General features: G+C 72.2%; 12 protein-coding genes and 1 tRNA gene. 7 read left to right on the plus strand and 6 right to left on the minus strand.

All coding sequences use genetic code 11. From position 1 onward, the window contains the following. Positions 1–8 precede the first annotated feature (8 nt). Complete coding sequence (locus C3V38_RS13795; protein ID WP_106386042.1) at positions 9–551, minus strand: YbhB/YbcL family Raf kinase inhibitor-like protein; 543 nt, start codon at positions 549–551, stop codon at positions 9–11. Between the two features lie 187 nt (positions 552–738). Between C3V38_RS13795 and C3V38_RS13800 the strand changes: the two genes are divergently transcribed. From C3V38_RS13800 to C3V38_RS13820, 5 genes are all read left to right on the plus strand, one after another. Further along, positions 739–824, plus strand: a tRNA-Leu gene (locus C3V38_RS13800). An 80-nt stretch (positions 825–904) separates the two neighbouring features. Further along, on the plus strand, positions 905–1672 hold the full coding sequence (locus C3V38_RS13805) for a hypothetical protein (protein WP_254425996.1): 768 nt from the start codon (positions 905–907) through the stop codon (positions 1670–1672). After that, on the plus strand, positions 1669–3147 hold the full coding sequence (locus tag C3V38_RS13810; RefSeq protein ID WP_174705786.1) for an SDR family oxidoreductase: 1479 nt from the start codon (positions 1669–1671) through the stop codon (positions 3145–3147). The genes C3V38_RS13805 and C3V38_RS13810 overlap by 4 nt, the downstream gene beginning before the upstream one ends. Further along, positions 3144–3650 (plus strand): DUF664 domain-containing protein, encoded by a 507-nt coding sequence (locus C3V38_RS13815; protein WP_217354146.1) that lies wholly within the window; start codon positions 3144–3146, stop codon positions 3648–3650. The genes C3V38_RS13810 and C3V38_RS13815 overlap by 4 nt, the downstream gene beginning before the upstream one ends. Continuing rightward, complete coding sequence (locus C3V38_RS13820; protein ID WP_067714401.1) at positions 3647–4666, plus strand: nucleoside hydrolase; 1020 nt, start codon at positions 3647–3649, stop codon at positions 4664–4666. Before C3V38_RS13815 ends, C3V38_RS13820 begins: the two co-directional genes overlap by 4 nt. On the opposite strand, the gene C3V38_RS13825 is transcribed toward C3V38_RS13820, so the two are convergent. Further along, on the minus strand, positions 4663–5709 hold the full coding sequence (locus C3V38_RS13825) for an NAD(P)/FAD-dependent oxidoreductase (protein WP_106386044.1): 1047 nt from the start codon (positions 5707–5709) through the stop codon (positions 4663–4665). The genes C3V38_RS13820 and C3V38_RS13825 overlap by 4 nt on opposite strands. A 170-nt stretch (positions 5710–5879) precedes the next feature. Between C3V38_RS13825 and C3V38_RS13830 the strand changes: the two genes are divergently transcribed. After that, a complete protein-coding gene (locus C3V38_RS13830; protein ID WP_106386045.1) occupies positions 5880–7241 on the plus strand; it encodes an acyltransferase in 1362 nt (453 codons plus the stop codon). Positions 7242–7253: 12 nt separating this feature from the next. Here the strand turns inward: C3V38_RS13830 and meaB are convergent, their stop codons facing one another. The 3 genes from meaB to C3V38_RS13845 form a co-directional block, all read right to left on the minus strand. After that, positions 7254–8300, minus strand: coding sequence for a methylmalonyl Co-A mutase-associated GTPase MeaB (gene meaB, locus C3V38_RS13835; protein ID WP_254425997.1), 1047 nt, complete (start codon positions 8298–8300; stop codon positions 7254–7256). Positions 8301–8363: 63 nt separating this feature from the next. Beyond that, complete coding sequence (gene scpA, locus C3V38_RS13840) at positions 8364–10637, minus strand: methylmalonyl-CoA mutase (RefSeq protein WP_106386046.1); 2274 nt, start codon at positions 10635–10637, stop codon at positions 8364–8366. Position 10638: 1 nt separating this feature from the next. Continuing rightward, positions 10639–12477, minus strand: coding sequence for a methylmalonyl-CoA mutase family protein (locus C3V38_RS13845; RefSeq protein WP_165001124.1), 1839 nt, complete (start codon positions 12475–12477; stop codon positions 10639–10641). 163 nt (positions 12478–12640) lie between these two features. On the opposite strand from C3V38_RS13845, the gene C3V38_RS13850 reads away from it, so the two are divergent. Continuing rightward, a complete protein-coding gene (locus C3V38_RS13850) occupies positions 12641–13276 on the plus strand; it encodes a TVP38/TMEM64 family protein (protein ID WP_244881680.1) in 636 nt (211 codons plus the stop codon). Here C3V38_RS13850 and C3V38_RS13855 read toward each other — a convergent pair. Further along, positions 13260–14072: a DUF3097 domain-containing protein gene (locus C3V38_RS13855; RefSeq protein ID WP_106386504.1), complete on the minus strand. Its 813-nt coding sequence runs from the start codon at positions 14070–14072 to the stop codon at positions 13260–13262. The genes C3V38_RS13850 and C3V38_RS13855 overlap by 17 nt on opposite strands. Positions 14073–14123 lie beyond the last annotated feature (51 nt).

The following is a 14123-nucleotide window of genomic DNA, read 5'->3' on the forward strand; positions in this document are numbered from 1 at the left end:
GGGGCCTTCTACTGCTCGTAGATGCCCGTCACGGTCCCGCGGGCCAGGCCCTGACCGAACAGGTTGAAACCGACGAACGCGCACGAGGCGTCGTCGCCCAGGTCGATCTCGTCGCCCACCGCGTGGACGGCGAGGATGTAGCGGTGCGGGCCGTGCCCCTCCGGCGGGGCCGCGCCCACGAAGCCCTTGAACCCCGCGTCGTTGCGCACCACGACGGCGCCCTCCGGCAGCCCCGAGGTGTCATCACCCGTGCACGCCCCCTCGGGCAGCGACATGACGTCCGCGGGGATGTTGGCCACCGACCAGTGCCAGAAACCCGATGCCGTGGGCGCGTCCGGATCGAACACCGTCACGACGTACGTCTTGGTGCCCTCCGGGCCGGCGCTCCAGCTCACCTGGGGCGCCTTGTCCTGGCCGCCCTCGACGCCCATCTTCCCGCCGAGCTGCGCGGCCGACAGCGTGGCGCCCTCGTCGAACGACTCGCTGGTCACCTCCAGGGTGGGCAGATCCGGAAGGGCGGCATACGGGTCGGGTACGCGGAACTGGGTCATCGTTCTCCTCCTGGGATCGGACGGTGTGGAGGGGTCCTCCAGCCGGTCAGGTCCCTGTCTACCAGCGATGACCGCGCCGCGCGCCCCGCGGCGGGACCGCGATTTGGTCCCTGGTCCGGGCATCGGCTAATGTCATTCCTCGCACGGCCAAGCCGGACCAGGACCGGCGAAGGCAGGCAGTGTGCGAGCGCGAGTGGCGGAATGGCAGACGCGCTAGCTTGAGGTGCTAGTGTCCTATTAACGGACGTGGGGGTTCAAGTCCCCCCTCGCGCACACTGTGTCGAGACAGTAGAAGGGCCCCGGATCCGCGAGGAACCGGGGCCCGCTCTCGTCTCACGGGAAGGTTCCGACAGATGGCCCGGACGCCGGTACCCGCCGTCCAGCAGGAACTCATCGACCGACTCCGCCAGCGCCTCGCGGCCGCCGCGATCGCGGACGCGCTGGGCCGTGCGCTGGGCGCCTTCGCCCGTGCGGCCGACCGCCGGCTCGACGCCCTCGGACTGGCCCCGCCGCCGCTCGATCTGCCGCCCGCGGTCCGCGCCGACCTCCGCGCGTTCTTCGCCGGAACCGTCGATCCCGCCGTCGTCACGATCCGGCGCGGGCACGTCCCCGGGATCCCGCACCCGCGTGCGTTCGCGCTCCCCGGGCTCATCTACCTCGGCGCCGATCCCGGTGTCGTCGGTATCGGGGACTCGGCCGGCTCTGGCCCCGTCCGCCCGCGGGCCACCCCGACCCTGGTGCACGAACTGGTCCACATCTGGCAGGGGCGTTTCCTCGGCCCCCGCTACGTCGTGCGGGCTCTAGGTGAGCAGATCCGGCTCGGGCGCCGCGCGTACGACTGGCGGGCCGCGCTCGACACGACGACGGCCGACTCGCCCGGTGGGGACGTCCACCCGGCGCAGCGGGACGCTCTGCCGGTGGAGGCCCACGCCCAGCTCGTGGCCGACGCCTACGCCGCCCGCTACGCCCCGCCCCGGCAGCCGGCGCTCTCCGTGCGAGACGAGCACCTGCGGGCGGTGGAGGACGTGTTGACCGGTCTGCGCGCCGGTGACGCGAGCACCCTGCGGGGGGCGGACGGTTTAGGGACTGACCACCTCGTCGTCGTACCGTATCTGTCGTGACCGGCACCAACCCAGACGGTATCCCCGCAGACGGTATCGACCCCGACGACCTCGAGACGTGCCTGCGCGTCCTCGACCGGGCCGCGGCGCTCGGCGAGGACCATCCCGACTCCATCCGGGTGCAGCGGTCGGTGGGACACATGTTCAAGCTCCTCAAGAAGGCGCGGCGCGCCGAGGTGCGCCGCGCGCGCCAGGAGGCCGACAAGGCCGTCATCGAGGCCACGGCGACCGGCTCCCCCACGCGCATCGACGACGAGACCGCCGGCATCCGTCTGGTCTCCAACACGCCGGGCGCCGTCGCCGGCCACCTGCAGCGCGCGGTCGCCTGTTACGTGTGCAAGCAGCTCTACACCCAGGTCGACGCCTTCTACCACCAGTTGTGCCCGGCCTGCGCGGCGGTCAACCGCGCCAAGCGCGACCCGCACATGGACCTCACCGGCCGGCGGGCCCTGCTCACCGGCGGCCGCGCCAAGATCGGTATGTACATCGCGCTGATGCTGCTGCGGGCGGGCGCCGACGTCACCATCACCACCCGCTTCCCGCGCGACGCCGTGCGCCGCTTCGCGCAGATGGACGACTACACCGACTGGGCGGACCGCGTCCACGTGATCGGCGTGGATCTGCGCGACCCCGCGCAGGTGGTGGCGCTGGCCGACGAGGTGGCCGCCGGCGGGCCGCTGGACATCCTCATCAACAACGCCGCGCAGACGGTGCGCCGCTCCCCCGGTTCCTACTCGGGCCTGGTGGACGGCGAGTCCGCCCCGATCACCGGCCGCGCCGCGGACATCCCCATGGTGACCATGGGCCGCACCTCCGAGCTGCACCCCGCCGCACTCATGGGTGGCGAGTCCGCCCTCATCGGGTCCGAGGAGGCCGAGCGCGAGGCCGACCACATCACGACCCTCGCGCTACAGGCCGGGTCATCGTCCCTCGAGCGGATGGCCGCGGGCACGGCCATCGACGCCGGCGGGCTGCTGCCGGACGTGGTGGACCACAACAGCTGGGTGGCGACCGTCGAGCAGGTGGAGCCGATGGAGATGCTCGAGGTGCAGCTGTGCAACTCGGTCGCCCCGTTCATCCTCGTCTCCCGCCTGCGCCCGGCACTGGCGGCCTCGAAGGCACGCCGCAAGTACGTCGTCAACGTCTCGGCCATGGAGGGCCAGTTCTCGCGCCGCTACAAGGGCGCCGGCCACCCGCACACCAACATGGCCAAGGCGGGCCTCAACATGCTCACCCGCACCTCAGCGGAGGAGATGTTCACCGAGCACGGAATCCTCATGACCGCCGTGGACACCGGCTGGATCACCGACGAGCGCCCGCACGTGACCAAGGTCCGCCTCCACGAGGAGGGCTTTCACGCCCCGCTGGACCTGGTCGACGGCGCCGCCCGCGTGGTGGACCCGATCGTGCGCGGCGAGGCCGGCGAGGACATCTACGGTTGCTTCCTCAAGGACTTCGAGCCGAGCCCGTGGTGAGCGTCGACGCCGTCCACCTGATCCTGACCGAGGACCTGCTTCCGACTATCCGCGCTGCCGTGGCCGACCTCGGCGGTGACGGTCCGGACACCCTGGTGCACACCCGGCCGACGCCCGCGGGCTCCGGGTGGCCCACCAATTCCGCCGCCGCGCTCGTCCATCACGTGTGCGGGGTGCTGACCTCGTGGGGTGCGGCCTGCCTGGGTGGTGAGGACATCGTCCGGGATCGTGACGCCGAGTTCGCCTTCACCGGGCCGGTGGGGCCGGATCTCGACCGGCTTGGCGCCCTGATCGACCGACTTCCCGGGTGGGTCACCGCGGCGGTCGGACGGGGCGATCTGGCCACTCCCGCCGGGACCACGGTCGACGTCGACGCCGCGCGCCGGGCGGGGACCTTCACCCCGGAGTGGGTCGTGGGCCACATCCTGCACGAGGTCGCCGCCCACACCGGCCAGCTGCAGGTGACCCGCGACGTCCTGCTCTCCCGGGGCCGCTCGCGGTGAGCCGCACCCCGGTGCTGCTCGACTGCGACCCGGGCATCGACGACGCCTTGGCGATCGCCTACCTGGTGGCCGAGCACCGTGCCGGGCGGACCGACCTGACCGGCGTGGTGTGCACGGCCGGCAACGTCGGGTCGGAGGACACGGTCGCCAACGCGTGTGCGTGGCTGGACCTCGCGGGCGCGCCGGGGCTCCCGGTGGCCGCCGGCGCGCCCGGCCCGATCGCCGTGCCCCACGTGCTCACCCCCGAGACGCACGGCCCCCGCGGGGCCGGGTACGCCGAACTGACGACGACGAGGGCGACGACGACGAGGTCGGTCGATCCGCGCGACGGTGCGCGACTCTGGGTGGACGCGGCGCGCGCCCACCCTGGTGAGCTGGTGGGGATCGTGACCGGTCCCTCGTCCACGCTGGCCCATGCCCTGGCACTCGATCCCGCACTCCCCCGGTTGCTGGGCGGGCTGGTGGTGATGGGCGGGACGTTCCGTGGGCATCCGGGCAACACCACGCCGGTCAGCGAATGGAACGTCGACGTGGACCCCGAGGCCGCCGACCGCGTGTGCCGGGCGTGGGAGGACGCGCGCACCGCCGATCCCGCGGTGCCGACCCCGCTGTGGTGCGGGTTGAACCTCACCGAACGCGCGGTATGGACCCCCGAGCGGTCGGAGTGGCTGCTCGAGGCCACGGATTCCCCGCTGGCGCGGCGGCTGACCGAGGCCCTGCGGTTCTACTTCGAGTTCCACGACTCCGTCGGGGAGGGATACCTGGCGCAGGTCCACGACCCGTTCGTCGCGTGGATGGCCCTGCACCCGGAGGCGGTGGTGGCCGCGCCGGCGAACGTACGGGTCGAGTGCTCGGGCGAGCACACTCGCGGCATGACGGTGGCGGACGTCCGCGGGCACCGGCGCCGCGTGGACAACGCCCGCATCGCGACCGACGTGCTGGTGCCGGGCGGGCCGGACGCGGTCCTGGACGAGATCTGCGCGGCGATCGTCTCGGTGGCGGGCCGGCCCGGCTAGTTGTCCGGCCGCGTGAAGTTCCGGGTCGGCGGTGCCGGGTCGGGAACGCACTCGGCGGTGGCGTGCCCGCGCAGCGAGGTCGCGCACGCCACGCCGGCCGCGGCGCCGGTGCCCACGGCGATCGGCACGAGCTGCAGGCCGGTCACGATGTCGCCGGCGGCGTACACGCCGTCGACGCTGGTCAGCTGCATCGCGTTGACGGTGAGACCGCCCTCGTCGTCCAGCTCGCAGCCCAGGGACGTCGCGAGCTCGTTCGTCGGGTGGTGCGCGTAGGAGAAGAACACCTTCGACCCCGCGATTACCCTCCCGTCCGCGAGCCGGACCCCCTCCAGCTGGCCGGGGTCGCCGACGAGCTCCCGGGCGACCCCGTCGACCACCTCGATGTCGTGCTCGGCGCAGGCGGCCCGCTGGTCGTCGTCGAAAGCCGGGTCGGAGTCGCTCTCGGTGACGATGACCACCTCCGACGCCCAGTCCAGCAATTCGGACGCGTAGGCGGGCACATGCGCGCCCACGCCGAGCACGATGATCCGCCGGCCGGCGGCGGTGAGGCCGTCGCAGGCGGGACAGTGGTGGACGTCGACACCGTAGTGATCGTCGATCCCGGCGAGCTCGGGCAGCCGGTCGCGTACGCCTGTGGCGAGGATGATCCGCTTGGCGATGACGGTGATCGTGTCGTCCGCGCGACTGTTCGAGGTTCTCGCCTGGATGATGTGGGCGACGAACCTCTCGTCGGATTCCTTCTCCAGATCGGCGACGATGCCGTCGACCCGGCGGACGGTCGGATACCGTTCGAGGCCCTCGTGGATGTCTGCATAGAATTCTGCGGGCGTCGTGGGCCCGGTGCCGAGCATGCCGTGGATCTCCGTGGCGGCGAGGTTGCGCTGGTGGCCCGCGTCGACGAGCAGGGTCGATCGCTGGTATCGGCCCACCCACGTCGCGGCGGACAGCCCGGCCGGGCCTCCACCTATGACGAGGACGTCGACCGATTCGGGAACCGGCTCTCCCCGGGACGGGGGCAGGGTGCCGGTGTGGGCGTCGTTCATGGCTGTCCTCTCGCGGGCGTCCGGTGAAGCCACCCTACGGAAAACGGTGGGCGGCCCCCGCGTACGCGGCTGATGGGACTAGAACCGGTGCTAGGCTCCACCGGATGTCCGACGGCCCCGTAGGGCCCGGACACGTATCGTCGTCCCCTGTCACCGCTTTGGGAGAGTCCATGAGGTCTGTCGCCGCCGCCCTGATCGTCGTCGCGGGTGGCGCGGTCGCCGCCCGTGCTGCGGTGCGGGCGACCGCGCGTCGTCGGGTGGGCCGGCCTGTGTTCACGATGGCGGGTCCGGGCGCGGCGTCCCCTGGTTCCGTCCGCCCGGTCGACACCGTGACACCGGCCGCGGGGCCCCGCGCCGCGCGAGCGGGACGCACTCCGCGAACGCCGGGCCCGGCCGGCGCGGGACGCCCTCCGGCCGGTGCCGAGGGCTTCGTCCCGGCGCTCGAGGGGATCCGCGGACTCGCGGCGGTCGGCGTGCTCACCACACACGTCGCGTTCGTCACGCGGTCGTCCACCGGCTCCCCGGTCAAGAGACTGTTCGGTCGTCTCGACCTGGCCGTGGCGGTGTTCTTCGCCAAATCCGGGTTCCTGCTGTGGCGCGCACATGCCGACCACGCGCGAAAGGACAGGCCGGGAACGGCGAGGCCCACACGCGAGTACCTGCGCTCGCGGCTCGTGCGGATCATGCCGGCCTACGCCGTGCTGGTCGCCGCCGCGATGCTGCTGCTCAAGCAGAACCACGTCAACGGGCCCGCCTCGTGGATCGCGAACCTGACCCTCACGCAGATCTACACGTCGAACTTCCTCGTGGCCGGCCTCACCCATGCATGGTCGCTCGCGGTGGAGATGGCGTTTTACCTCGCGTTCCCGCTGCTGTGGACCGCGCTGAGGGGCCTGCGTGGCGACGCCGCTCGGTGGCGGATCCCGGCCATCGTCGCGTTCGGCGCGTCCGGTCTGGTGTTCCCCATGATCCCGTGGCACGCGATCGGTCTCCTGCCGACCGATGTCAACGTGCAGATCCTCCCGCCGTCGTTCACCGCGTGGTTCGCCGCCGGGATGCTGCTGGCCGAGATCGTCACCGCGCCCGAGGGCACGCTCGTCCGGGCCTGCCGCGATCGACTCGCGCGCTGGGGCTGGTGGATCGCCGGCGGGGCGGCGCTGGTCGTCACCACCGTGCCAGCGTGGTTCTCCGAGGGATTCGTCCACCCGGGACCGCTCGAGTTCGCGGCCCGAACCGGGTTGGCGGGCACGATGGCGTTCCTCGTCCTGGCCCCGGTCGTCCTGGCGCCGGAGGGCACACGATTCCCCGTGCTGGAATCGGCTCCGCTGCAGAAGGTCGGCACCTGGTCGTACGGGATCTTCCTGTGGCACCAGCTCGTGCTGCACGCCGCGTTCCCCCTCACCCGCACTCCGCTGTGGGCGCCGCGCATGGCGGTCATCTGGCCGGTCACGGTCGCGGGTTCACTGGCGGCCGGTGCCGCGAGTCACCGTTTCCTGGAAGAGCCCGCGCGCAGGATCATCGAACGCCGCTAGGTGCGGGAGCGCTCAGGAATCGAAGGCGTCGATGATCGCCTGTGCGGCGAGGGCCGCCGTGAGCGTGCCGTCGCGGACCTGCTGCTCGACCTCGGGTGCCACCCTCTTGACGTCGGGATCCGCGGCCAGGCGTGCCATGAGGGTCTCGTGCACCATCGACCAGGTCCAATCGACCTGCTGGCGGGCGCGACGCGCCTCGACCTCGCCGATCTCGGCCATCGTCTCCTGGTGCCTGCGGACCGCGCGCCAGAAGTCGTCGAGGCCTTCGCCCTCGAGGCCGGACATCGTCAGGACGGGGACCTTCCACACCGCGTCGGCCGGCCTGACCAGACGCAACGCTGCACCCAGCTCGCGGGCGGCCCGCTGGGCGTCCTTGACGTGCGGCCCGTCGGCCTTGTTGACGGCCACCACGTCCGCGAGCTCGAGGACGCCCTTCTTGATGCCCTGCAGTTGGTCCCCCGTCCGCGCGAGCGTGAGGAAGGTGAAGCAGTCGACCATGCCGGCCACGGTCACCTCGGACTGGCCCACGCCGACCGTCTCGACGAGGATGACGTCGAAACCGGCGGCCTCGAGCAGGACCATCGTCTCCCGCGTCGCCTTCGCGACTCCCCCGAGGGTGCCGGAGGTCGGCGAGGGCCGGATGTAGGCCCGCGGCTCGGTGGAGAGGGTGGCCATGCGGGTCTTGTCGCCGAGGATCGAGCCCCCGGTGCGGGTGGAGGACGGGTCGACGGCGAGGACCGCCACCTTGTGACCCTGCTCCACCAGGTACAGGCCGAAGGACTCGATGAACGTCGACTTGCCGACTCCCGGCACCCCGGTGATGCCGATCCGCAACGCCCCGCCGGCGTGCGGCAGGGCGCCGAGGAGCAGCTCCTGGGCCTTCTCACGGTGAGCAGGATTGGTGGACTCCAGCAGCGTGATCGCGCGGGCCAGCACGGGCCGGCGGTCCTCCAGCACACCCTCCAGGAGGGCGTCGACGTCGATCTCGCGGCGGGGACGCGGCCCGGTCGACCTGGGCACCGGACCCCGCGGGGCGCCGGTGCCCGCCGTGGTGGACATGGCGCCCAGGGGGTTCCCCGAACCCGCCGGATCAGGTCCCGAGCCGAGCCGTGCCACGTCCGATCAGGCCTCCGTGGCGTCGGTGGCCGCCGACGACAGGTCGTAGCCGAGCTCGCCGGCGAGGGTGTCGAGGAGCCCGATCGCGGCCTCGGCGATGACCGTGCCGGGCGGGTAGATCGCGGCGGCGCCGGCGTCGTAGAGCTCCTGGAAGTCGCCGGGTGGGATGACGCCGCCGACGGTGACCATGATGTCCTCGCGGCCCACCTCGGCCAGAGCCGAACGCAGTGCCGGCACGAGCGTGAGGTGCCCGGCCGCGAGCGAGGACACGCCCACCACGTGGACGTCGGCGTCGGCGGCCTGCTGGGCCACCTCCTCGGGTGTCTGGAACAGCGGTCCCATGTCCACGTCGAAGCCGAGGTCGGCGAACGCGGTACCGACGACCTTCTGGCCGCGGTCGTGACCGTCCTGGCCCATCTTGGCCAGCAGGATCCGCGGGCGGCGCCCGTCCTGCTCGGCGAACGCATCGGCCATCCGCATGGCCCGGGTGACGTTGTCCACGGCGCCCTCCTTGGTGACCTCCTGTCGGTACACACCGGACAGGGTCTTGATCTCGGCCTTATGACGACCGTAGACCTTCTCCAGCGCATCGGAGATCTCACCGATGCTGGCGTGGGCCCGGGCGGCGTCGATGGCCAGCGCGAGGAGGTTGTTCTCCAGGTCGCTGCTGGGGCCACCGGAGGCGGCCTCCGTCAGTCGGGCGAGGGCGGCCTGGCAGGCGTCCTCGTCGCGCTCGGCCCGCAGCTTCTCCAGCTTGGCGAGCTGCTCGGAGCGCACGCGCGAGTTGTCGACCTTGAGGACCTCGATCTCCTGGTCCTCGGTGACGACGTACTTGTTCACGCCGATGACAGGCTGGCGGCCGGAGTCGATGCGCGCCTGCGTGCGGGCCGCGGCCTCCTCGATGCGCAGCTTGGGGATGCCCTCGCCGATGGCCTGCGCCATGCCGCCGGCCTCCTCGATCTCCAGCAGGTGGAGGCGGGCCTTGTCGGCGAGCTGGGCCGTGAGCCACTCGATGTAGTACGAGCCGGCCCACGGGTCGATCGGACGGGTGGTGCCCGACTCCTGCTGCAGCAGCAGCTGGGTGTTGCGGGCGATGCGCGCGGAGAAGTCGGTCGGCAGCGCGAGCGCCTCGTCGAGAGCGTTGGTGTGCAGCGACTGGGTGTGGCCCTGCGTGGAGGCCATGGCCTCGATGCAGGTGCGGGCGACGTTGTTGAACACGTCCTGGGCCGTCAGCGACCAGCCCGAGGTCTGAGAGTGGGTCCGCAGCGACTTGGACTTGGGGTTCTTCGGACCGAACTTCTCGACCAGCTCGCTCCACAGCAGACGACCGGCGCGCAGCTTGGCGATCTCCATGGAGAAGTTCATGCCGATCGCCCAGAAGAACGACAACCGCGGGGCGAACTTGTCGATGTCCAGGCCCGCGTCCAGGCCCGCACGTAGGTACTCGACACCGTCGGCCAGCGTGTACGCGAGCTCGAGATCGGCCGTCGCCCCGGCCTCCTGGATGTGGTACCCGGAGATCGAGATGGAGTTGAAGCGCGGCATCTTCTGCGAGGTGTAGGCGAAGATGTCCGAGATGATCCGCATGGACGGCTTGGGCGGGTAGATGTAGGTGTTGCGGACCATGAACTCCTTGAGGATGTCGTTCTGGATGGTCCCCGCGAGCTGCTCCGGCGTCACCCCCTGCTCCTCGGCCGCGACCACGTAGAACGCCAGGATCGGGAGGACCGCACCGTTCATGGTCATCGACACCGACACCGACGAGAGGTCGATGCCGTCGAACAGCTCCCGCATGTCGAGGATGGAGTCGATCGCCACGCCGGCCATGCCCACGTCACCGGCCACGCGCGGGTGGTCGGAGTCGTAACCGCGGTGGGTGGCGAGGTCGAACGCCACGGACAGGCCCTTCTGCCCGGCGGCGAGGTTGCGGCGGTAGAAGGCGTTGGACTCGGCGGCGGTGGAGAAGCCCGCGTACTGGCGGATGGTCCACGGCTGGTTCACGTACATCGACGGGTACGGCCCGCGGAGGAACGGCGCGTGACCGGGCACGGTGTCCAACGGGAAGGGGGTGACCTTCTCGCCGTCGTCGGTCGGGGCGGTGCCGGCCTCGACGGCGTCACGGTCGGCCTTGGTGTAGACGCGCTTGACGTCGATACCCTCGGGCGTCTCCCAGTGCGCGTCGGCGGCGATGCCGTCCTCGACAGCCACGGCGGCGGCCCGGGCGTCGGGGCCGTCGGTGTCGCGGAGGGAGGCGGTGCTGAAATCGGGGAAGGTCGTCATGTCACTTCACTCCCAGCTGGTCGAGGAGGGTGGTCAGGGCGGCGACGGCGTCGATGCCGAGCGCCAGGTAGCCGTCCGGGCGGTCGGTGGCGTCCGCCGGGAAGCCCTTCTCGGCCCCGGCGAGGTAGACGGTCGACACGCCCGCGTCGCGGAGGGCGCGCACGGCGCCCTCCCCCTCGGTGGCGTAGCGCTTGTCGGCGCCGCACAGCACGGCGATGTCCTCACCCTCGCGGGCGGCGGCGTACTGGCCGGCCTCGGTGACACCCGGGTTACGCGCCTCGATGCCGCCGGCGGCGAGCAGGTTGGCCACGAACGTCACACGCGGCGTCGTCTCGGCCTGCGGGCCCAGACCCGCCAACAGGACGGTCGGCCGGGACCCGGTCGCCTCCAGGTGCGCGTCGGAGCGGTCACGCAGGTCCTCGAACGCGCGGCCGTACCGGTAGTCGTCGCCGCCGCGCCGGGAGGCGTCGAGCGGCTGCTCGGCCAGGTTCGGGAACTCGGACACGCCAGTGATGGGCGCCGCGCGGCGCGCGATGTCGTTGTCGCGGGCCTCGCGGACCCGGGCGATGGCCTCCCGCACGGTCCCCGACTCGATCGCCGCGACCAGGCCGCCCTCGGCCTCCACGGTCTGGAGGGCCGACCACGCGGCGTCCGCGAGGGAGTCGGTGAGCGACTCGACGTACCAGGAGCCGCCCGCGGGGTCCACGACGTGGCCGAGGTGGGCCTCCTCGAGGAGCAGGAGCTGGGTGTTGCGGGCCATGCGCTCGGCGAACGAGCGGGAGGTGCTCTCGAGCCCGCCGGGCACGGAGGCGTCGAAGGGCAGGACCGTCACGGAGGTGGCGCCGCCGACGCCGGCGCCGAACGCGGCGATCGTCGTGCGCAGCATGTTCACCCACGGGTCGCGGCGCGACATCATGGCGGCGGAGGTCACGGCGTGCTGCGGTGCGCCGCCCGACTCGGGGGCGTCCAGCAGTTCGGCGACGCGGGCCCACATGAGGCGGCCGGCGCGGAACTTGGCGATCGACGTGAACTGGTCGTCGGTCGCGGCCAGCCGGAACGAGATCTGGCGCAGCGCGGCCGCGGCGGGCACGCCCGCCGAGACGAGCGCGCGCACGTACTCGAGCCCGGCGGCCACCGCGTAGGCCAGCTCCTGGGCGTCGCCGGCACCGTCGTCGTGGAAGACCGTGCCGTCGGCGACGAAGGTCCGGATGGTCTCCTCGCGCTCGGACATCCGGGCGGCGAGTGCGACCGCGGCCTCGAGTCCGATCGAGTCGGCACCGGCGTAAGCGGCGGTGACCGGGGCGGCGCCCAGGTCGGCGATGACCGCGGCACGGTCGGCGACCCCGTCGCCGGCCGAGCGGCGCTGGTCGAGCAGGTCCAGGAACGCGCCGGCGACCTCCTCGAGGTCGGCTCCCGAGTCGAAGGTGACCGGGGCCAGATCGAGGTAGACGTCCTTGAGGACCCTCGCGAGGTCGGCGGCGGGCACGGACAGCCAGAGCGCCGAGACCCCTTGGCCCAGCAGATCCAGGACCTCGTCGTTGACCTCGGAGGCCTCCCCCGTCGCCTCCACGCGGGCGCTGACGTGCCAGCCGCTGTCGGGCAGGCCCGACCGGTCCCCGCCGCGGACGAACGGGAACCGCCCCGGTGCGGGGCGTTCCGCGATCTCGTCGACCCGGGTGTAGAGCGGGTTGATCTCGATGCCGTCCCGGGTGGTGGCCACGAGGGCGCGCCACGCGTCCACCGGCATGTCGGCGGGATCCTTGCGGGCGGCCTTCGCGAGGACGGCTCCCACAGAGGCGTACCAGGAGTGAAGGTCAGGACCTGTGGTCGGACTGGTCACCGGTACCTCGTTCTCGTGTGGAGTGAAGGGGGTCACTGTCGGACTCTAGCCGAGCCCTGTTCGCAGAGGGAACGCGGCAATACCCGCTGGCCCGCACGCGGGGGAAGGCGTCCGCCCGCACGCCGGACGGGTTGGCCGGTACGCGTGGACTACAGTCGCCCGCGTGCGGGGACGGGTGATCGCGTGGGTGGGGGCCGTGGCGCTCGTCGTGCTGGTCGCTACCTTCGTGCCGACGCCGGGCCTCGAGCAACTGCGCGAGTGGGCCGCGCAGTTCGGGCCGTGGTTCGCCGCGGCGTTCTTCGCCGCCTACGCCGTCGTCACCGTCGCGCCGATCCCGCGTTCGACCTTCACCTATTCGGCGGCCGTGTTGTTCACCCCGGCCGTGGCGATCCCGTGTTCCCTGGTCGCCACCGGCGTCGCGGCGGCACTGGCGTTCGTCGCGGTGCGGCGGCTCGGTCACGAACGGACGGCCGCGCTGCGGGCGCACCCCCGCGTGGCCGCCGTGGACGCCCGACTCCGTCGACGCGGGTGGTTGTCCGTGGGGAGCCTGCGACTGGTGCCGGCCGCGCCGTTCTCGGTGGTGAACTACGCCGCCGCCCTCACCTCGATCCCCTACCCGCAGTTCATCGCGGCCACGGTGATCGGTAGCGCCCCGGGAACCGTCGCCGCGGTCCTGCTGGGCGACTCGCTCACGTCCGGCGATGGTGCGGCCGCACTGTGGGCCACGGTCGGGTTCGCCGCCGTCGGACTCGCCGGGATGGTGCTCGACGCCCGGTTGCCGGTCAGGCCGGCTCCGTGACGAAATCGACCAGCCGCTCCACCGCGCCGAGCAGCGCCGGCTCGACGTCACGGTAGGAACTTACCGCCGCCAGTACCCGGCGGAATCCGGCGGCGGGCTCGCCCCAGCCCAGTCGCCGGCAGATGCCCGTCTTCCAGTCCTCGCCGCGTGGCACCACCGGCCACTCGCGGATGCCCACCGCGGACGGCTTCACCGCCTGCCAGATGTCGACGTACGGGTGGCCGGTGACAAGAACGTTCTCGCCCAGGCCGGCGACGATCCTCGACTCCTTGCTGCCCTCGACCAGATGGTCCACGAGCACTCCGAGGCGCGCCGAGGGTGTGGGTCCGAACTCGGCGACCAGCGCGGCCAGGTCATCGATGCCGTGGAGCGGCTCCACGACGACACCCTCGACCCGGAGGTCGTGGCCCCAGATCTTCTCGACCAGAGCAGCGTCGTGGATGCCCTCCACCCAGATGCGGCCCGCCCGGGCCGTGCGGGCGCGCAGGCCTTCTACCTTCCGCGACCCGGAGGCCGTGACCGCGGGCCCGCGACGGGCGGCCGGGACCGGCTTGCGCAGGGTCACCGGTGAGCCGTCGATGAGGAAGGCCGAGGGCGTCATCGCGAAGAGGCGGACCCGACCGTGCCGGTCCTCGAGTTTGACGAACTCGCCGTCGTAACTCCGGTCGAAACCCACCACCGCGCCGCAGAACCCGGACTCGGCGTCCTCCACCACCAGGTCCCGCTCGGCGTCGACGACGGGGACCTCCGGGCGGCGGCGCCGCGCCGTCCCGGACAGGATGTCGGAGCCGTACATGTCTGCCATGGCCAGACACCGTAGCCGCAGTCGTGCCGGCGGTACCGGCGG

Origin of the sequence: Dietzia sp. oral taxon 368, assembly GCF_002999155.1 — a bacterium.
In the GTDB taxonomy this organism is placed as follows: Bacteria; Actinomycetota; Actinomycetes; order Mycobacteriales; family Mycobacteriaceae; genus Dietzia; species Dietzia cinnamea.